Below are 16,853 nucleotides of genomic sequence, written 5' to 3'. Positions count from 1 at the left end.
GCCGACGGCAGCCGGAGGCGGACGGGGAACACGCTCTGTATCGTCGGCACAACGATGCACCCTATGGACGGAGTGCTGTGGGCGCCGACTTGCACGGACTTCTGGCGGCCGCTGAGTGCGTGATCTTTGACTTCGACGGTCCGGTGTGTGCCCTCTTCGCCGGGTATCCGGCGTCGGGGATCGCCGAGTCTCTTGTGGACTTGCTCGAGCAGCGCGGGGCGCCGAGGCTGCTGCCTGAGCAGACGCGCCACTCGAGGGACCCACTCGAGATCCTCAAGGTGCTGGCTGAAGTGGCTCCTGCCAGTCCGCTTGTCCGGAACATGGAGGAGTGGCTGACGGTGGAGGAACTGAAAGCAGCGGTGAGCGCCACGCCCACCTTGGGGGCCGCCTCGTTGATCCGTGAACTCAGGGGCCGTGACCGGAAGCTCGCCGTTGCGTCCAACAACTCGCCTCGTGCGCTGAAGACCTACTTGGCCAGGCATGACCTACTGGCGTACTTCGAGCCCCACATCCACGGCCGCACCTTCGACCCGGCCTTGCTCAAGCCGCATCCCGACTCGATCTGTCGTGCACTGAAATCCACCGGGACGGAACCGGACAGGACGCTGATGATCGGGGACACTCCTGCCGATGTCATCGCTGCCGGCCAGGCGGGCGTGCCGTTTCTGGGCTATGCCCGCAACCGTCGGAAGGAAGATCTGCTCCTGCGGTCCGGGGCGTCGGATGTCGTTGGCGCGATCTCGGAGGTATTGGCGGCACTCAGGGCTGTCACTGGCGGCGACTGATCCGGCACGATAGCCAACTGACTTGTCGTTCACGGGACTTGGGGTGCTTCGTGTCGAGTGATCAGTCCTTGCGCCAGCGCATGTCCGACTTCCAGGAGCGTGCCGAGTCGGCGGTGACACGCTGGCTGCTGGTCGGCATTTTCGCGCTCGGACTGGTCGCCCAGTTCGTGAAGCCCGTGGGGGATGCGCTGGAGGACAAAGCGTTCCTTGGCGGTGCGCTGCTCAGCCTCGTCGGCTACGCGCTCTACAGCTCCGTACAGCGGCTGATCGAAGTCTCGAAGCCGGCTGTCAGGGACCGGGTCGGGCCCGGGGAGCTCGCCGAGCACTTCGAGGAAGTATTCGAAGAGCGGACCGTCAGTATCGGCTTCATCGGCTACACCGGCGAAACCCTCATCGATCAGCTGGCACGGCGGTTGGACCGGCTCAAGACGCGCCCTGGGCCCACCCGGAACGTCGACGTACGGATACTGCTTCCCGACTTCTGGGATCCGAATGTGCTGCCCGGCAAACTGACGGCGGAGGGGAAGGTCGAAGACGACCCGGAGTTCCGTGCGTATCTGCAGTCGAAGATCAAGGACTACAGGGACTCGCTGGAGCGGAGCAAGCGAGTGCTCGACCGGGGTGGGGTGGTCGATCTCAGGGTCGAGTTCAGATTCTTCCGGATGCCGGCCGCTCTCAAGCTGTACCTGATGAACGACCAACTGGTCTTCGAGGGTTACTACAATAAACTGGAGAAGACCGACTTTCCCTTCGGAGCAGCCGCCGACAGAAGGGTCCTGGACCCTCAGGGGTACAACTCGATGCTCACGCGCTGGCACCACGCGGGCGGCAAGGACGCGACAGAAGCGATCAAGGCATGGCGCGAGTACTTCGACGAATTGTGGGGGATCTCGCGGGAGCCAGGCTGGTAGTTCGCGCCGCTGGACGCGTTCTCTTCGACTTCGACGGCCTCTTCCGTCGGCTCTTCGTAGCCGTCCCGCGCCGGAGCGGAATCGCACTCAGATGCGCCGAGGCGCCGGCACCGAGAACGACAACAGGCTCACTGGGTACGCACCCTGAACAGCACCCCCGACAGCGCCACCGCCACCCCCAGCATCCCCCCGCACCACGCCAGCGCCGTCCACGGTGCCGTCCCCACCGGCTGGGCCAGCAGCAGGCCTCGCAGGGACTCGATCAGCGGGGTCACCGGCTGGTGTTCCGAGAAGCCGTGGAGCCAGTTCGGCATCGTCTCGATCGGGACGAACGCACTGCTCGGGTAGGGCAGGAACATCATGAAGAAGGTGAAGCCGGCCGCCGCCTCGGGAGTTCTGGCCAGCAGGCCCACCGCCGCCGAGAGCCAGGAGATCGCCAGCAGGAAGGCGATCAGGATGCCCGCGGCCGCGAGCCAGCCGAGTGGTGTTGCCGACGGTCGGAAGCCGATGAGGAGGCCGACGCCGAGGACGAGCATCGTCGAGAACAGATTGCGGACGGTGCTCGCCGCCACATGCCCGGCCAGGATCGCCGTGCCGCCGACGTCGAGCGAGCGGAAGCGGTCGATGATCCCTCCCTTCATGTCCTCGCTCACGCTCACCGCGGTGGAGGACGCGCCGAAGGCGGCGCAGAGGACGAGGATGCCGGGGATCACGTAGGTCACGTACTTCGTGCCGGTGTTGATGGCTCCGCCGAAGAAGTAGATGAAGACCAGCATCAGCATGAGCGGCAGCATCATCGAGGTGATGACGGCGTCGATGTTGCGCCGGCTGATACGGATGCTCCGGCCGGTCATGGTCAGGGCGGGTGTCAGTACGTCAGACATGAGCCGGCTCCTTGTGGGTGCGGGCAGGGGAGCCGGTGAGGGCGAGGAACACGTCGTCGAGCGTGGCGGTGTGCAGCGCGAAGCGCGTCACATCCCGGCGGTCCGGATCGACCTCGTCCAGCAGCGCCCGCACATGGGCCGCCGTGCCGTCCGTCGGCAGGCCGAGCGTGAGCGTCCCGGGGGAGCGGTGCACGGCGCGTGACTCGAGCCGCCAGTACGCCGCCGTGTCGTTGAGTACGAGATCGAGGCGGTGGCCCGCGACCCGTGCCTTGAGTTCCGCCGCCGTGCCCTCCGCCACCAGCCGGCCGCCGTCGACGACCGCGATGCGGTCCGCCAGGCGGTCGGCCTCCTCCAGGTACTGGGTGGTCAGGAACACCGTCGCGCCCCGGTCCGACAGATCCCGCACCACCTGCCAGAGCTCGGCGCGGCTGCGGGGGTCGAGGCCGGTCGTCGGCTCGTCGAGGAAGACGACCTCCGGGTCGCCGACCAGGCCCGCGGCGAGGTCGAGGCGGCGGCGCATCCCGCCGGAGTACGTCACCGTCCGGCGGCGGCCGGCATCCGCGAGGTCGAAGCGTTCGAGGAGTTCTGCGGCGCGGCGGCGGGCGTCCCGCCGGGACAGGCCGCTGAGGCGGGCCATCATCCGGAGGTTCTCCTCGCCCGTCTGCTTCTCGTCGACCGCCGCGAACTGGCCGGTCAGGCTGATGGCACGGCGCACCCGGCCGCGGTCGGCGACGATGTCGTACCCGGCGACGCGCGCCCGGCCCGCGTCGGCGGTGGTGAGGGTGGCGAGGATCCGTACGGTCGTCGTCTTGCCCGCGCCGTTGGGCCCGAGCAGCGAGAAGACGGTGCCGCGGTCGACTCGCAGGTCGATGCCGTCGAGAACCTTCGACTTTCCGTAGGCCTTCGAGAGGCCCGTGGCCTCGATGGCCGGTGACTCGTTCATGACTGCCGCACTCTCCTTCTCGCAGGGTCATCCCGGGAGCAGTTACTGCGTATGACATACGCGGTACTGTGTAAGGGTTACGCATTACTAGGATGTGCGTCAAGCGCAAGAGCAGACGAGCGGGCGAAGGCGGAGGGTGATGACCGGCAGCAGGCGCGGCGACGTCAGCGATACCGGGCTGCCCGCCAGCATCGAAGCCGCCTGGGGCCTGCGCGAACGCCCCGCGAAGGGCCCCAAGCCCGGGCTCAGCCTGGACCGCATTGTCGACACGGCCGTCGCCGTCGCGGCCGCGGAAGGGCTCGCCGCGGTCTCCATGGGGCGGATCGCCAAGGAGCTCGGCGTCTCGACGATGTCGCTCTACCGATATGTCGCCGCCAAGGACGAGCTCTACATCCTGATGCAGGAGGCGGTCATCGGAACGCCGCCCCCGCACCCCGCACCCGGCACCGGCTGGCGGGAGGCGCTGGCGGCGTGGGCGCGGGCGCAGCGCGAGGTGTTCCACCGGAACCTGTGGGCCCTGCGCATCCCCATCTCGGGGCCGCCCGCCACGCCCAACTCGGTGGCCTGGTGGGAGCAGGCCCTGGTCGCGCTGGAGGACACCGGGCTCGACGAGGGCGAGAAGATCTCGGTGATCCTGCTGGTCGGCGGCTTCGTGCGGAACGAGGCGCTGCTGATGGCGGACCTGGGTGCGGCGATCGAGGCGAGCGGGCTCTCGCCCGAGGAGGTCATGGCCCGATACGGCCGGACCCTGAAGAGGTTCGCGGACCCGGACCGCTATCCGGCGCTCGCGCGCATGCTGGAGTCCGACGTGATGTTCGAACCGGACGACCCGGACTTCGAGTTCACCTTCGGCCTGGACCGGGTGCTGGACGGCATTGAGGTGCTGATCGAACGACGCCGCTGAGGAGGCGCGAGGGCCGGGGTGCGATTCGCTCACGCGACCTGTCTCGGGCCGCCCCCGAACCTGTCCCGTCACGTCGTCGGCAGCACCTTCCCGAGCAGCGTCCGTCCCTCGCTGACCTCACGTGCGGTTGAGGTCGGCCTCGGATGCGTACGCTCGTCGTCATGAGCGGTGAGTCATGAGCGGTGAAACGGGATTGCGCGAGCGCAAGAAGCGGCAGACGTACCGGGCGATCTCGGATGCCGCGATCGCGCTCTTCCTGGAGAAGGGCTTCGACGCGGTCCCGGTCGCCGAGGTCGCGGCCGCCGCGGATGTCTCCAAGCCGACCCTCTTCCGGTACTTCCCCGCGAAGGAGGACCTGGCGCTGCACCGGTTCGCCGACCACGAGGACGAGGCCGCCCGTGTCGTGGCGGCCCGGCCGGCCGGGCACTCCCCGCTGCACGCCCTGCACCGGCACTTCCTCGACGGTCTGGAGCGGCGCGACCCGGTGACCGGGCTCAGTGACGAGGAGGGCGTACTCGCCTACCACCGGCTGCTGTACGGGACGCCGAGCCTGGTCGCGCGGCTGTACGCGTACCAGGGCAGGTCGGAGTCGGCGCTGGCCGCTGCCCTCGGCGGCGGGCTCGGCGCACGGCTCGCGGCCGGCCAGATCGTCGCCGTGCAGCGGATCCTGGCCGAGGAGAACTGGCGGCGGATCGCGGCGGGGGAGAGCGCCGAGCAGGTCCGTCCGGACGCGGTCGCCGCGGCGGCGCTGGCGTTCGGGCAGCTGGGCGGCGGCCTCGAGTGAGTCGCGGTTAAAAACTTAACTCGGTTACGTTATTCTCGGTGGAATGACGGCACCCGACGATGCGCTCACCCAGGAACCGGCCCACGGACTCACCCAGGAACTGACGCGGGAGCGAAACTTCCATGAGGCCTGCCGTGCGGCCATGACCGGCATGGCCGAAGGCGCCACCCAGCAAGTCGTCAGCGGCGAGAACGCCTTCGCCTCCGGCGCCGACGCCGAAGTCCTCGGCTACCAACTGCGCAGCTGGGCCAAGGCGTTGAACGAGGAGCCGGACAGCCCGCTGTTCTTCGGCCGCCTCGACCACCTGGACGGGCAGAGCTACCACATCGGCCGCCGCCGTATCACCGAACAGCCCCTACACGGCACTGCCCCGCCCCTAGTCGTCGACTGGCGCGCTCCCGTCTCGCGCGCCTTCTACCAGGCGAGCGCCCGCGATCCGCAGGGCGTCGCCGTACGCCGCCGCTTCGGCTGGGCGCCCTGGAGCAAGGGAGATTCCGCCGATCTGAGCAGTCTCGAGGACGAGCGGCTGACCGCCGGCGACTCGGCCGGGAGCGCGATCCTGGCCGGCGAGATCGAGCGGCCGCGCGTCGGCCCGATGCGCGACATCGCGGCCACCATTCAGCCCGAGCAGGACGATCTCGTACGGTCCGGGCTCGCCGAATCCGTCTGCGTCCAGGGCGCCCCCGGCACCGGGAAGACCGCCGTCGGCCTGCACCGGGCCGCGTATCTCCTCTACACCTATCCGCAGCGCATCCAGCGCCGCGGACTGCTGATCCTCGGCCCCAACCGGACCTTCCTCTCGTACATCTCCGAGGTGCTGCCCTCGCTCGGCGAGACCGGTATCCGCCAGTCGACGGTCGACGACGAGATCGCCCGCCACGAGGTGCGGACGCAGGACAGCGAGGCCGCCGCGGTCGTCAAGCACGACGCCCGGATGGCCGCCGTCCTGCACCGGGCGCTGTACGTGAGGGTGTCGGCGCCCGCCGAGGAGGTCGCCGTGCCCGACGGCTCGTACCGCTGGCGCGTCCCGCTCGACGAGCTGGAGCAGATCGTCGCCGAGGTGCGGGCGGAAGCACCGCCGTACGCCGTCGGCCGCGAACGCGTCCGCACCCGCGCCGTGCGCGCCATCCAGCTCCGGGCGGAGCGACGGGCCGGACCGATGGGCAACACGTGGGTGCAGAAGGTCGGCCGGGCGCGTGCGGTCTCCGCGTTCGTCGACACGGTGTGGCCGCATACGCAGCCGGAAGAGGTGCTGGCCGCGCTGCTCACCGACCCGGCCCGAGCTGCCGACCCGCTGCTCTCGGGGGCGGAGCAGGATGCCATCCGCTGGGACCGGCCTCCGCGCTCGTACAAGTCCGCGAAGTGGTCGGCCGCCGATCTCGTGCTCCTCGACGAGCTCGCCGGTCTGATGGAACGCCCCGAGGGCTACGGCCACATCGTCGTCGACGAGGCACAGGACCTCTCACCGATGCAGTGCCGCGCCGTCGCCCGCCGGGCCGGCTTCGGCTCGCTGACCGTGCTGGGCGACCTCGCGCAGGGCACCACACCGTGGGCCGCTCGCACGTGGTCCGAGCAACTGGCTCACCTGGGCAAGGAGCAGGCGGCCGTGGTGCCGCTGACGACCGGGTTCCGGGTGCCGGCGGCAATCGTGGACCTCGCCAACCGGCTGGTCCCGGCGCTGGGCGTCGACGTACCTCCGGCCCGATCGATGCGCGGGGACGGTGAGCTGACGATCCGCGAGGTCGACGACCTGGCCGCCGCGACGGTCGATGCGGTGCGGGCGGCGCTGGACCACCAGGGCTCGATCGGGGTGATCGCGGACGGCCCGGAGACGGACCGGCTGCGCGCGGCGCTCGCGGAGGCGGGCATCGCGACCGCCACGGCCGACGACCTCGCGGCCGAGGCGCGCGTGACCGTACTGCCCGCGACGGTCGCCAAGGGCCTGGAGTACGACCATGTCGTCGTCGCCGAACCGGCGGCGATCGCGGGGGCGGAGACGCGCGGCCTGCACCGGCTGTATGTCGTGCTCACTCGCGCGGTGTCCCGGCTCGACGTGCTGCACCGCGGCCCGTTGCCGCCGGAGCTGGAGATCCGAAGGGGCGGTGAGTAGGACACCCGTCGGCGAGCAGGACACCCCGCTACGGCCAGACCGTCCCCCTCAGGCCCCGACCGTCCCGTCGATGCCCTCGCGGAGGAAGTCGGCGTGGCCGTTGTGCCGGGCGTACTCGTGCACCATGTGCAGCATCACCAGCCGGAGCGACACCTGCTCGCCCCACCGGGGCTGGTAGCCGGTGACGTCGAGGGACTCCGCCTTCTCCTCGATCCGGCGGGAGTGCTCAACTTCCCTCTGCCAGGCCCCGAACGCCTCCGAGCGCGTGGACGCGCTCGCGTCGTACGCCACCTGGTAATCGCCCTCGTCCGACCACACGAGCGGTATGTCCTCCCCGTTGATCACCCGGCGGAACCAGGTGCGCTCCACCTCGGCCATGTGCCGCACCAGGCCGAGCAGAGAGAGCGTCGACGGCGGCATCGACTGCGCTTGCAGGTCCTCGTCGGAGAGGCCGTCGCACTTCATGGCGAGTGTCGCGCGGTGGAAGTCGAGGAAGGCGCGCACCGTCTCGCGCTCGCCGCCGAGCAGGGGCGGGCCGATTCGTTCGTCGGACACTGCTGAATCCTCTCGACGGCGGCGGGGGCTTGCGGCCACGTATCGGCCGGTGCCAGACGCTACCCAACGACGGGGGCAGAGTCGTTCAGATATCCGAGGGTGCGTAGCGTTGTCGCATGCCCGAACTCCAGCGTCTCCGCCTCGATCACGCTCCGGCCCTGCTCCAGTTCGAGCGCGAGAACCGGGCGTACTTCGCCGCGTCGATTCCCGACCGTGGTGACGGCTACTTCGCCGGATTCGACGCACGACACGGCGACCTGCTCGCTGAACAGGCCGCCGGGCTGCACCACTTCCATGTCCTGGTGGACAACGACGGTGCGGTGCAGGGACGGGTCAACCTGATCGACGTCGCGGACCGCTCGGCCGAACTCGGCTACCGGATCGCCGAGAAGGCGGCCGGACGGGGCCTGGCCACGGCTGCCGTCCAGCAGGTATGTGCCCTGTCCACAACGGAGTACGGCCTGACCACGCTGCGGGCCGTGACGACGCTCGACAACGCGGGCTCGCGAGCGGTGCTGGCCCGTACGGGATTCGTACCCGTCGGCGAGATCCGGCTGGACGGCCGCCCAGGGATTTCCTACGTCCGGAACCTGAGCGGAGCACTCGACGGTGCCGCCGGGTAACTCCGCCGACAGCATCGGGGTCAGTCGGCCAAGAGGGTGATCCGGAGCCAGGGCCGCCGCGATGCGTTCGGTGACCGTCTGCGCCGTGTCGCCGACGGGCGCGTCCGGGCCGATGGTCGTCGACAGTTGTCCGTCCACAGCGGACGACAAAAGGCAAAGGCAAGGAGTTACCACTCCTTGCCACTCTCAAGATATAGCGCACCGGGGGGCTTGCGGCAAGGCCCGGGTCGTGCCGCAGAATGGCCGGCCAAGGCCAGGGCCTGCGGAAATGGCAGATTCGCTAAGTACGTGAGTTGTTGTCGGCGTACGGGTTGCGCGGGAAAGTCGAACCGCCGGTGGGACTCGCGGTGCGGTTGCGGGGACTCGGCGCGGAGGTGCGGGTGTGCGGGTGTGCGTGCCGCCGGACTGCGCGGAGCGGCTGGCCTGAATTCAACATCGTTAAATGGGGGTTCTCATGATTGACGTGATCGTGGTCGGCGGCGGACCGACCGGTTTGATGCTGGCCGGCGAGTTGCGGCTGGCCGGCGTGCACGTGGTCGTGCTGGAGAAGTTGACCGAGCCGACCGGGGAGTCCCGCGGGCAGGGCCTGCACGCACGCAGCGTCGAGCTGATGGACCAGCGCGGTCTGCTGGACCGGTTCCTCGCGGTCAGTGAGAAGTTCCAGGTCGGCGGTCTCTTCGGCGGCATCATGAAACCGTGGCCGGACCGGTTGGACACGGCGCACCCGTACGGCCTCGCCACTCCGCAGCCGGTCACCGAGCGGCTGCTCAACGAGCGTGCGCTCGAACTCGGTGCCGAGATCCGGCGCGGCTGCGAAGTGGTCGGGCTGAGCCAGGACGAGGACGGGGTGACCGTCGAGCTGGTGGACGGCACCCAGCTGCGCTCGCGCTACCTCGTCGGGTGCGACGGCGGCCGCAGTGCGGTGCGCAAGCGGCTCGGCGTCGATTTCCCCGGCGAGCCCGCCAAGGTCGAGACGCTGCTGGGCGAAATGGAGGTGACCGAGGATCCGGCGACGATCGCTGCCGTTGTCGAGGAAGTCCGCAAGACCCAACTGCGGTTCGGCGTCGCCCCCGGCGAGGACGGGGTGTGCCGCATCGTCGTGCCCGCCGACGGGGTGGCCGAGGACCGTGCGACCGAGCCGACCCTCGACGACTTCAAGAAGCAGCTGCGGGCGTTCGCGGGCACCGACTTCGGCGTGCACTCGCCGCGCTGGCTGTCCCGGTTCGGCGACGCCACCCGGCAGGCCGAGCGCTACCGGGTCGGCCGGGTGCTGCTGGCCGGCGACGCGGCGCACATCCACCCGCCGACCGGCGGGCAGGGGCTCAACCTCGGCGTGCAGGACGCGTTCAACCTCGGCTGGAAGCTGGCCGCCGCGGTCAACGGCTGGGCACCGGAGGGGCTCCTTGACAGCTACCACGCCGAACGGCACCCGGTGGGCGCCCGCGTGCTGGACAACACCCGCGCGCAGATCACGCTGCTGGGGACCGATCCGGGGGCGACCGCGCTGCGGGAGCTGTTCTCGAAGCTGATGGACTTCGAGGAGGTGAACCGGTACGTGACCGAGATGATCACCGCAGTCGGGGTCCGCTACGACTTCGGCGAGGGGCATGAACTGCTCGGCCGGCGGATGCGGGACGTGGGGCTGAAGCGGGGGCGCCTCTACGAGCTGATGCACGGCGGCCGCGGGCTGCTGCTCGACCAGACCGGCCGGCTCTCGGTGGCGGGCTGGGCAGATCGGGTCGACCACGTCGTCGACGTCAGCGAGGAGCTGGACGTGCCCGCGGCGCTGCTGCGGCCGGACGGCCACGTGGCGTGGGTCGGCGAAGATCAGCAGGATCTGCTCAGCCGGCTGCCCAGGTGGTTCGGCGCTGCCGTCAGCTGAGGGCGCAGCCGTGGCTCGGAAGGGTGGGCCGTTGGAACTGATACCACGCCTGGGTCGTCAGCCACGACTGGTAGTCCAGCTGCCGGTCCTGTTCCTGTTCCTGTTCCTCTGGCCGATCCGGAGTGGAGGTTCTCCGGCTGCGCCAGGACCGTAGGAACGGAACGTTTCAGTGGTCGCGCCGTGGCGTAACAGTGGCTCATCACCCACTGTTACCTGTGCCTGTTACGTCTGTTACTTACGCCTGCTGCTCAAGCCTGTTCCTCACGCCTGTGACTTGCGCCGACGCCTCGGCCGTCTTGGGGCCACCTGCTCCGCTGTCGGCGGTGGCCGAGGAGGAGGCGGGCCCCGGGTCCAGGGCGTCGCGGACGGCGGTCAGGATGTCCTCGGTGTCGGCGCCGAGCGCTCGGGCAGCGGAGGTGAAGTCCCGGGCCAGAGTGGTGAGTTGGTCGGCATCGTGCGAGTGCGGCTCGGACGGGAGCGCCGCGACCCGGGTGCCCGCGCCACGGCGCGTGCGGATCAGCTCGGCGGCCTCCAGCTCGCGGTAGGCGCGGGCCACGGTGCCCGGCGCCAGACCGAGGTCGGCGGCGAGCTGGCGCACGGTCGGCAGGCGCTCGCCCTCGGCCAGCCGGCCGGTGCGGATCAGCGCGGCCAGCTGGGCGCGGATCTGCTCGTACGGCGGTACCTGGCTGGTGGTGTCGACGCGGACGGCGGTGTCACTCATCGTCGAAAGTCCCATCGTCGGCTGCCTCGTCGTCGACCGCCCGGGGTGCCACCACGGTGACCAGGGACCATCCGAAGGTGAACAGGCTCAGCAGGCCCAGGGGGCAGATCACCACGATGGTGGCGGCGCCCAGCGGGCCGGCGCAGGCCTTCTCCGTGAGCGCGACGAAGATCATCAGAACGACGAGCAGCACCTGGCTCGACACCAGCAGCCCCCAGGCTCCGGTGATCGCCCACGCGCGGTCGCGGCGCTGCTGGTCGTCGCCCGGGCCGTGGGCGATACGGCGCAGGGCCCAGACGCAGACGGGGGTTCCGACCGCGAGGGCGGCGAACATCGGGCCGCTGTAGTACAGGCCCGGCCAGGGACCGAGGGATGCGCGCATCCCTTAGCAGGTGACGGTGATGACACGCCCCGCTGTCCGGGCGGGGTCGGAGGAGGCCGTGACCGCACCCATCACCAGCAGGGTGACGAGGGACGCCGCCTGCAGAAGAAGCAGGGGCGCCATACGGGGCGGCACTTGGTCTCGGACCAGGCGCGGGGCGAGACTCGCGGTGCGTACCGCTTCCTGGGGACGCAGGGTCAGGGCGTCGCCGAGCAGGACACCGCCCACCGCGCACAGGCCGAAAGCGGTGATGGCGAACACGAGGGGCATCGTGATGTCGCCGCTCTCCATCGTGACCAACTGCTGTGCGGCCACGATGCCGATGGCCAGACCGGACCAGCGGGCGTAGTGGTCGGCGTGGTCGAGGAACCGGGACTGGAGCGGGACGGTGTCGAGCATATGGAGATCCCCCCAGATCATCTTGTATCAAGCAGTGGGTACAAGATGCCCTGGTCGGGGTCTTGTGTCAAATGCTCGATACAAGGCGATACATAGGGAGACGGCTTCTGGCACAAGGGAGTTACCTCCGGCGCAATGAGGGTCGCCCTCCGGCTCACTGGTGTCCCCTGGGCCGGCTCGGCCCACGGTGATGACGTGGGATTCCGCATCGCGCGAGCTGGCCTCTCGTTTGGGCGCCTGACAGCGGCGAAACCCCCTGGTTCTCGATTGCCAAATCGGCCAAGGTGCATTGGTGAGCACTGCAACTGGTCCCGTCGAGCACGAGGACAGATGGATCCTGAACCTCCGTGGCCTCAGCATCACCAGGATCACCGTCGACTTTCGACTCGTGCTGGCCCTTGACGAGGACTGGGAAGTCGCATTGGAAGCACCCGCCCGTCTCTCGCGCGGGTCGATCCGGACCAACCCCTCAGTACTCCTGACGCCGGAGTCCCAGGACGTCGCAGCGGCCCTTCCTCTGTTCGGGGCGAAAGTCGCGTCTGCGGTCGCGTTCAAGTCCGGCACACTGCGGCTGGTGTTCGAGACGGGCTTCCATCTGAACTGCCCGGCCGACCCGACGTTCGAAGCGTGGCAAGTCACGGGGCCAGCGGGATGGCGCTTCATATCGTTGCCCGAGGGTGAGCTCGCCGTCTGGTCCGGCCCGGGCGCCGGTGGGACCGAAACGGATCAGAGCAAGGCGAAGTAGGGGGCGGGGTGTGCCGGTGGAGCCGCAGGGACTGTTCGAGGGTGGCGACCAGGGCATGCCAGTCCTCGCGCTGGCGCGGGGTTCCGTAGGGGAACGCGCCGCTCTCCAGGACCGCGAAGCGGCTGGCGATCTGTTTGCCGCGGGTGCCGTTGAACAAACCGGTGCTGTCCATGTCGAGTCCGGCATAGACGAAGGTGGCCGGGATCCGCTCGGAGAGGTACTTCAACTGGTCAGAGGTCTCCGAGCCGTTGCGGGTGGTCAGCGACATGTTGTGGAGTTCGTCGACTTTACCGACCGCAGGAGCTCGTGCGTCAGCTCTGAACTGCGACGATTCATAGACTGCATGTCCGTGATGGCGAGGTGGGCCGTGGCTGTAGCTCGTCTGAGCTGGGTGGTCTCGTGGGGCGGTCCGTCCACTGGGACGGTGGACGGACCGTGGTGCAGCCAACTGGGCACCGGAGCATCGCCGAAGTAGCCCTGAGCGGCGAGGGCGCTGGGCTATTTGATGCGGTCGAGGAAGCCGAGCACCCGATGGATGGCCTGCGTTGCCGCGTGCTCGTCGTGCGACGGAAGGCTGCTGTCGGTGAACAGGTGCCTGTCGCCGGGGTAGAGGAACAGCTCGGCATCCGCCGCCGTCTCGACGAGCGCGCGGGCCGCGTCCACATCCCCCTCCCCGGCGAAGAACGGATCTGCGTCCATGCCGTGGACCTGCACTGGGACATCCTGGGGCCAGGCACCGCCGAACTCCGGGACCGGGACGCATGCCTCGAGCAACAGCGCGCCCTTTGCGCCGGGGCGGGTCTGGGCCAGCTTCTGCGCCGGCAGGACGCCGAGTGAGAACCCGAGGTAGACGAGCTCCGCAGGCAGCCTCTCGGCTGCGGCGGTTCCGCGCGCAATGATCGTGCCGAACCCGGCTTTCTCGGCGTAGCCGATGCCCTCCTCGAGGCTGTCGAATACCTGCCCTTCGAACAGATCCGGGACGTGGACGGTGTGTCCGGCCTGTCGCAGCAGCTCAGCAAACTCTTGAATGCCGGTGGTCAGACCGTGCCCGTGGTGGAAAACCAGCACCTCAGCCATGTCGCTCCCCTCGTGCTGCGGCGCCCGGACGGCACCGCAGCACGAGTATGACCCGCAGCACTGACACCCACGGATCCCCAGCCGGGCAGGATCAGATTGCTGATCCCGGCTCGGTGATCTGGGCTTCGAGGTCGGCCATGCGGCGGTCCTGGAAGCGGAGGTTGGAGCGGGCGGCCTTGAGCCGCTCGTCCAGGGTGTGGTTATCGGTGGTGAGCTGGCGGACGCGCTGTTTGAGGGTGGTGTTCTCGGTGGTGATCCGCTGGACGGCTCCCGGCTCGCCCGTCCCGAGCACCTAATCCGGCGATCTGCGCCACAGCGCCCTGACAGGTCGGGGGCGGTTCTTCGTCCTGGCCCATGGGGACAGAACGAGGACACGTTCGCGGCCCCTCAGTCGAGACAGAACTCGTTGCCCTCGATGTCCTGCATCCCGAGGCACGACTCGTTGTTGTCATCGGCAAGCAGTAGTCGCCCGCGTACCGCGCCGAGCGGGACCAGTCGTGCGCACTCGGCCTCAAGTGCGGCCAGGCGCTCTTCACCCACGAGTCCGGTACCGACCCGCACGTCAAGATGCAGCCGATTCTTGACGACCTTGCCTTCGGGGACGCGCTGGAAGTACATTCGCGGGCCCACACCTGAGGGATCCATGCAGACGAACCCTGAACCCTGGCGCTCAGGCGGCAGCGAGCGATTGAAATCGTCCCAAGTGGCAAACCCCTCCGGTGGAGGCGGTACGACGTACCCCAACACCTCGCACCAGAAACGAGCGACGCGCTCAGGTTCTGCGCAGTCGAAGGTGACTTGGAACTGCTTGATCGACGCCATCGGCCCACCGTAGTGGCGTGTGCTGTTCACCGAACCCCCGGGGTGTCACCGCCGCGCGGGTCGAGGTCTCGCGGGACAGGAGTAGCCCGGACCAGATCGCCTGAGACGGCGAGCGAATCGGACCAGATCACCTGAGACAGGGGCCAATTAGCATGAGACGGGGCAACGGCAGTCAGTCGCAGAGCAGTTCAGTGAGACGCAGGCCCGGATCGGATCAGCTTCGGTGAGATCGGAGCAGGTCGCCTGAGGCAGGACAGCCATCTTCGCCGGGACTCCGGCACATCCACTGGGAACGGACAACGTGCTCAGGTGTCCTGTCCCAGATAAGTGTGGGCGGGGCGATGTCCTGAACTGCGGTGCCTACGGTTGTTCGGGACGGGGTGATGGCTGGCGTCCCACTCAACCGTAGGCAGCTGCTCTTCTGGCATCAGGCGTTGGTGCCATTGCCCAGTGGGTAGCCGATCTCAGCGATGTCCTTTGCCAGGGCGTCCATCGCGACCTGGGGGTTCAAGGCCGCAACCACCTCGCTTGTCAGAGGGTGCAGTGCAAACACATGCCGACCTCCGACCGCTGGCCGACGACCCTAGGGGCGCCCCGGGCATTTCTGGTGTGTCGCCGGCTAGCCGACAACTCCGATGAGTGATAATTCAGTAACTTTCAGTAGTCGATTCGGGGTGCACATGAAAGACGACCAGGTCACCTTCTACGCCCAGCTCTCCTTTGCGGGCGAGGCGCACACCTACGACCTTGGAGCCAACGAGAATCTCCATCCGGGCGAACTCAACGACAGATTCAGGTCGGTGAAGGTAGGCCGGCAGGTCAAGGTGCTCGCCTGGCAGCACGCCAACCAGACCGGCAGGTACCAGGAGTGGGATCTTGACCAGGCGGACATCACCGGCATCGGAGGTCTGACGAGGTTCAAGGTCATCCGGGACACCACGCTGCCCATCGCGGTCCGGCTGGAGGACCTAACCGGAGGGCAGAACGGGCAGTACAGCTTGAAGGTGGCCTCCTTCGAGGTGGGCGAGATCCTGGTCTATTCCGGGGACCCCGAGTACGGCTTGGTCGGCGTTATGCCGGAGGACGGCCCTCCCGTGACCTCAGCCATCTACGTCCGCAGCGAGCAAAGCGGAGAGTACGTCGCCATGGGGTCCGTCTACTTCGTCTGGAACGGCACCACCAAGTCGGTCGATGTCGCCGACGAGACGAATTTCCCCGCCAACATGAGGTACAAGCGGGAGGGTCGCAACCAGTTCATCTTCGAACTGACGGACGTCTAGCGTCCGTTACCTTTTGGCGGCCCGCTGATGCAGGGCAGGGGCCAGGGGCGGTCAGGCCGCCTGCCCCTGCAGGTAGTACGAGGTAACGTCGCGGCGGGCGGCGGGCCGGGCCTTGCGGCGGGTGAGACGGCGGCTCATCACCGTGATCGCCGCACCCGCTCGCAGAAGCCGCGGACGCGACGGCATAACCGCCCCCTTCCCTTACGTCTCCAAGCCCAACCCGCGTACTCGCCGACAGCAGTCCCGCGCGGAGATCCACGGCAAGAACACGTAGCCAGAGCAGATGGAAGAGGACCGGAAGCACTGCGATCTGATCGCCCACCCGTCTGGCCCCGGCCAGCAGCGAGGCCTCGTCGGCGAACACCTCCATCAACCGGGCGACGACCTGTGGGCGGTGCACACGCAGATGGCGGTAGCCGGCCAGCCATCGCACGTTCTCCATCAGCACCGCATCCGGCGTCCCCACTCGCGCGAAGTCCCACCCCACGAGGCCACAGGCCGCGGCCGTCGCCGCGAACTTCACCGCGTCCCGCGGCTCGATCTGCTCATCCGGGCGCACGTCCACCACCAGCGCCGTGCCGTCCGCGCGGCGTACGAAGAAATCCGGCGTGTGCCGCACCCTCTTCCCATTCGCCCCCCGACCACGACAGCTGAAAGGGCTGCGAGGCAACCGCCGTCAGCCGCGGGTCGAAGTCGAGCAGCATCAGATGATCGCGCTCCAGCCACGACTCATAGCCGACGTGCCCGCCGCAGGTCGCCGACCAGTACCAGCCGCACCAGTTGCCCTGCCCCCGGAAAGCCGGAAACCGGCGCTCAGGCCGTCCGCCCTCGAACCGCACCGACCACAACCGGCTCAACGGCCCCCGCCGACGAACGCCCGCCGGATCCACGTACTCGACCTCGAACCCCTCGGCCGACTCCGGGCCATCCACGCGTGCAGTCATCCAGGCCCCGTACGTACGACGCCGACCATCCATACCGACCGTAGGAAGACCTTCGCCGCACTGCCCACTGAGGACTGGAACACCCCGGAACTTGCCTACAGA

General features: G+C 68.7%; 20 protein-coding genes and 2 pseudogenes. 9 read left to right on the top strand and 13 right to left on the bottom strand.

All coding sequences use genetic code 11. The features are described from left to right. Positions 1 to 77 precede the first annotated feature (77 nt). Both SLUN_RS18370 and SLUN_RS18365 read left to right on the top strand, forming a co-directional pair. Positions 78 to 785, top strand: coding sequence for an HAD family hydrolase (locus SLUN_RS18370; protein WP_257153754.1), 708 nt, complete (start codon positions 78 to 80; stop codon positions 783 to 785). Between the two features lie 80 nt (positions 786 to 865). Further along, a complete protein-coding gene (locus tag SLUN_RS18365) occupies positions 866 to 1,696 on the top strand; it encodes a hypothetical protein (protein ID WP_108149563.1) in 831 nt (276 codons plus the stop codon). A gap of 128 nt (positions 1,697 to 1,824) precedes the next feature. Here the strand turns inward: SLUN_RS18365 and SLUN_RS18360 are convergent, their stop codons facing one another. Beyond that, on the bottom strand, positions 1,825 to 2,580 hold the full coding sequence (locus SLUN_RS18360; protein ID WP_108149561.1) for an ABC transporter permease: 756 nt from the start codon (positions 2,578 to 2,580) through the stop codon (positions 1,825 to 1,827). Further along, complete coding sequence (locus SLUN_RS18355; RefSeq protein WP_108149559.1) at positions 2,573 to 3,523, bottom strand: ATP-binding cassette domain-containing protein; 951 nt, start codon at positions 3,521 to 3,523, stop codon at positions 2,573 to 2,575. The genes SLUN_RS18360 and SLUN_RS18355 overlap by 8 nt, the downstream gene beginning before the upstream one ends. Positions 3,524 to 3,662: 139 nt before the next feature. Here SLUN_RS18355 and SLUN_RS18350 point away from each other — a divergent pair, with 139 nt between their 5' ends. The 3 genes from SLUN_RS18350 (at position 3,663) to SLUN_RS18340 (ending at position 7,321) form a co-directional block, all read left to right on the top strand. Then, entirely contained in the window at positions 3,663 to 4,427 is a 765-nt protein-coding gene (locus SLUN_RS18350; RefSeq protein ID WP_108149557.1) for a TetR/AcrR family transcriptional regulator, read from the top strand. 175 nt (positions 4,428 to 4,602) lie between these two features. Then, positions 4,603 to 5,211 (top strand): TetR/AcrR family transcriptional regulator, encoded by a 609-nt coding sequence (locus SLUN_RS18345; RefSeq protein ID WP_108149555.1) that lies wholly within the window; start codon positions 4,603 to 4,605, stop codon positions 5,209 to 5,211. 43 nt (positions 5,212 to 5,254) lie between these two features. Then, positions 5,255 to 7,321 carry a HelD family protein gene (locus tag SLUN_RS18340; RefSeq protein ID WP_371413836.1) on the top strand — a complete coding sequence of 689 codons (2,067 nt, stop codon included), beginning with the start codon at positions 5,255 to 5,257 and terminating at the stop codon, positions 7,319 to 7,321. 48 nt (positions 7,322 to 7,369) lie between these two features. Here the strand turns inward: SLUN_RS18340 and SLUN_RS18335 are convergent, their stop codons facing one another. Then, a complete protein-coding gene (locus SLUN_RS18335) occupies positions 7,370 to 7,876 on the bottom strand; it encodes a DinB family protein (RefSeq protein WP_108149553.1) in 507 nt (168 codons plus the stop codon). 116 nt (positions 7,877 to 7,992) lie between these two features. Between SLUN_RS18335 and SLUN_RS18330 the strand changes: the two genes are divergently transcribed. Then, positions 7,993 to 8,499, top strand: a complete 507-nt coding sequence (locus tag SLUN_RS18330; RefSeq protein ID WP_108149551.1) for a GNAT family N-acetyltransferase — start codon at positions 7,993 to 7,995, stop codon at positions 8,497 to 8,499. 454 nt (positions 8,500 to 8,953) lie between these two features. After that, entirely contained in the window at positions 8,954 to 10,381 is a 1,428-nt protein-coding gene (gene rox / locus SLUN_RS18320; RefSeq protein WP_108154817.1) for a rifampin monooxygenase, read from the top strand. A 346-nt stretch (positions 10,382 to 10,727) separates the two neighbouring features. On the opposite strand, the pseudogene SLUN_RS18315 reads toward rox, so the two are convergent. The 3 genes and pseudogenes from SLUN_RS18315 to SLUN_RS41270 all read right to left on the bottom strand — a co-directional run. Then, positions 10,728 to 11,102: pseudogene (locus SLUN_RS18315) on the bottom strand (GntR family transcriptional regulator); the annotation flags it as partial. After that, positions 11,095 to 11,484: a hypothetical protein gene (locus tag SLUN_RS41275; protein WP_254709977.1), complete on the bottom strand. Its 390-nt coding sequence runs from the start codon at positions 11,482 to 11,484 to the stop codon at positions 11,095 to 11,097. The pseudogene SLUN_RS18315 and the gene SLUN_RS41275, both read right to left, overlap by 8 nt. Before the next feature lie 3 nt (positions 11,485 to 11,487). Further along, positions 11,488 to 11,883, bottom strand: coding sequence for a hypothetical protein (locus SLUN_RS41270; RefSeq protein ID WP_254709978.1), 396 nt, complete (start codon positions 11,881 to 11,883; stop codon positions 11,488 to 11,490). Positions 11,884 to 12,175: 292 nt separating this feature from the next. On the opposite strand from SLUN_RS41270, the gene SLUN_RS42370 reads away from it, so the two are divergent. Then, complete coding sequence (locus SLUN_RS42370) at positions 12,176 to 12,628, top strand: DUF6188 family protein (RefSeq protein ID WP_108149549.1); 453 nt, start codon at positions 12,176 to 12,178, stop codon at positions 12,626 to 12,628. On the opposite strand, the gene SLUN_RS39485 is transcribed toward SLUN_RS42370, so the two are convergent. The 4 genes from SLUN_RS39485 to SLUN_RS18290 form a co-directional block, all read right to left on the bottom strand. Further along, positions 12,543 to 12,896 (bottom strand): hypothetical protein, encoded by a 354-nt coding sequence (locus tag SLUN_RS39485; protein WP_159100285.1) that lies wholly within the window; start codon positions 12,894 to 12,896, stop codon positions 12,543 to 12,545. The two genes, SLUN_RS42370 and SLUN_RS39485, sit on opposite strands and share 86 nt — an antisense overlap. A 230-nt stretch (positions 12,897 to 13,126) precedes the next feature. Then, positions 13,127 to 13,705 carry a dienelactone hydrolase family protein gene (locus SLUN_RS18300; RefSeq protein WP_108149547.1) on the bottom strand — a complete coding sequence of 193 codons (579 nt, stop codon included), beginning with the start codon at positions 13,703 to 13,705 and terminating at the stop codon, positions 13,127 to 13,129. 91 nt (positions 13,706 to 13,796) lie between these two features. Then, positions 13,797 to 13,997, bottom strand: coding sequence for a hypothetical protein (locus tag SLUN_RS18295; RefSeq protein ID WP_108149545.1), 201 nt, complete (start codon positions 13,995 to 13,997; stop codon positions 13,797 to 13,799). A gap of 95 nt (positions 13,998 to 14,092) precedes the next feature. Beyond that, the gene (locus tag SLUN_RS18290) at positions 14,093 to 14,527 is read right to left on the bottom strand and encodes a VOC family protein (protein ID WP_108149543.1); all 435 of its coding nucleotides are present in this window, start codon (positions 14,525 to 14,527) and stop codon (positions 14,093 to 14,095) included. 680 nt (positions 14,528 to 15,207) lie between these two features. Between SLUN_RS18290 and SLUN_RS18285 the strand changes: the two genes are divergently transcribed. After that, positions 15,208 to 15,807 (top strand): beta/gamma crystallin domain-containing protein, encoded by a 600-nt coding sequence (locus SLUN_RS18285; RefSeq protein ID WP_159100284.1) that lies wholly within the window; start codon positions 15,208 to 15,210, stop codon positions 15,805 to 15,807. 51 nt (positions 15,808 to 15,858) lie between these two features. Here SLUN_RS18285 and SLUN_RS41265 read toward each other — a convergent pair whose 3' ends face one another. The 3 genes and pseudogenes from SLUN_RS41265 to SLUN_RS42075 all read right to left on the bottom strand — a co-directional run bounded on the left by SLUN_RS41265 (position 15,859) and on the right by SLUN_RS42075 (position 16,751). Beyond that, entirely contained in the window at positions 15,859 to 15,993 is a 135-nt protein-coding gene (locus SLUN_RS41265) for a hypothetical protein (RefSeq protein ID WP_257153966.1), read from the bottom strand. Between the two features lie 91 nt (positions 15,994 to 16,084). Continuing rightward, positions 16,085 to 16,426, bottom strand: a pseudogene (locus SLUN_RS42080) (TnsA-like heteromeric transposase endonuclease subunit); the annotation flags it as partial. Continuing rightward, complete coding sequence (locus SLUN_RS42075) at positions 16,353 to 16,751, bottom strand: hypothetical protein (protein ID WP_306610768.1); 399 nt, start codon at positions 16,749 to 16,751, stop codon at positions 16,353 to 16,355. The gene SLUN_RS42075 and the pseudogene SLUN_RS42080, both read right to left, overlap by 74 nt. Positions 16,752 to 16,853: the final 102 nt, after the last annotated feature.

The organism is Streptomyces lunaelactis, from assembly GCF_003054555.1.
GTDB classification, from domain to species: Bacteria; Actinomycetota; Actinomycetes; order Streptomycetales; family Streptomycetaceae; genus Streptomyces; species Streptomyces lunaelactis.
This window is presented reverse-complemented; position numbering and strand designations above follow the sequence as displayed.

Excerpts from the sequence above, each read along its gene's own strand:
- SLUN_RS18340 (WP_371413836.1), top strand. The coding sequence starts at position 5,255 with ATGACGGCACCCGACGATGCGCTCACCCAGGAACCGGCCCACGGACTC.
- SLUN_RS18365 (WP_108149563.1), top strand. The coding sequence starts at position 866 with ATGTCCGACTTCCAGGAGCGTGCCGAGTCGGCGGTGACACGCTGGCTG.
- SLUN_RS18285 (WP_159100284.1), top strand. The coding sequence starts at position 15,208 with ATGAAAGACGACCAGGTCACCTTCTACGCCCAGCTCTCCTTTGCGGGC.
- SLUN_RS41270 (WP_254709978.1), bottom strand. The coding sequence starts at position 11,883 with ATGCTCGACACCGTCCCGCTCCAGTCCCGGTTCCTCGACCACGCCGAC.
- SLUN_RS18330 (WP_108149551.1), top strand. The coding sequence starts at position 7,993 with ATGCCCGAACTCCAGCGTCTCCGCCTCGATCACGCTCCGGCCCTGCTC.
- SLUN_RS18300 (WP_108149547.1), bottom strand. The coding sequence starts at position 13,705 with ATGGCTGAGGTGCTGGTTTTCCACCACGGGCACGGTCTGACCACCGGC.
- SLUN_RS41265 (WP_257153966.1), bottom strand. The coding sequence starts at position 15,993 with ATGCCGTCGCGTCCGCGGCTTCTGCGAGCGGGTGCGGCGATCACGGTG.
- SLUN_RS39485 (WP_159100285.1), bottom strand. The coding sequence starts at position 12,896 with ATGTCGCTGACCACCCGCAACGGCTCGGAGACCTCTGACCAGTTGAAG.
- SLUN_RS18360 (WP_108149561.1), bottom strand. The coding sequence starts at position 2,580 with ATGTCTGACGTACTGACACCCGCCCTGACCATGACCGGCCGGAGCATC.
- SLUN_RS18345 (WP_108149555.1), top strand. The coding sequence starts at position 4,603 with ATGAGCGGTGAAACGGGATTGCGCGAGCGCAAGAAGCGGCAGACGTAC.
- SLUN_RS18350 (WP_108149557.1), top strand. The coding sequence starts at position 3,663 with ATGACCGGCAGCAGGCGCGGCGACGTCAGCGATACCGGGCTGCCCGCC.
- SLUN_RS42075 (WP_306610768.1), bottom strand. The coding sequence starts at position 16,751 with ATGACTGCACGCGTGGATGGCCCGGAGTCGGCCGAGGGGTTCGAGGTC.
- rox (WP_108154817.1), top strand. The coding sequence starts at position 8,954 with ATGATTGACGTGATCGTGGTCGGCGGCGGACCGACCGGTTTGATGCTG.
- SLUN_RS41275 (WP_254709977.1), bottom strand. The coding sequence starts at position 11,484 with ATGCGCGCATCCCTCGGTCCCTGGCCGGGCCTGTACTACAGCGGCCCG.
- SLUN_RS18290 (WP_108149543.1), bottom strand. The coding sequence starts at position 14,527 with ATGGCGTCGATCAAGCAGTTCCAAGTCACCTTCGACTGCGCAGAACCT.
- SLUN_RS18355 (WP_108149559.1), bottom strand. The coding sequence starts at position 3,523 with ATGAACGAGTCACCGGCCATCGAGGCCACGGGCCTCTCGAAGGCCTAC.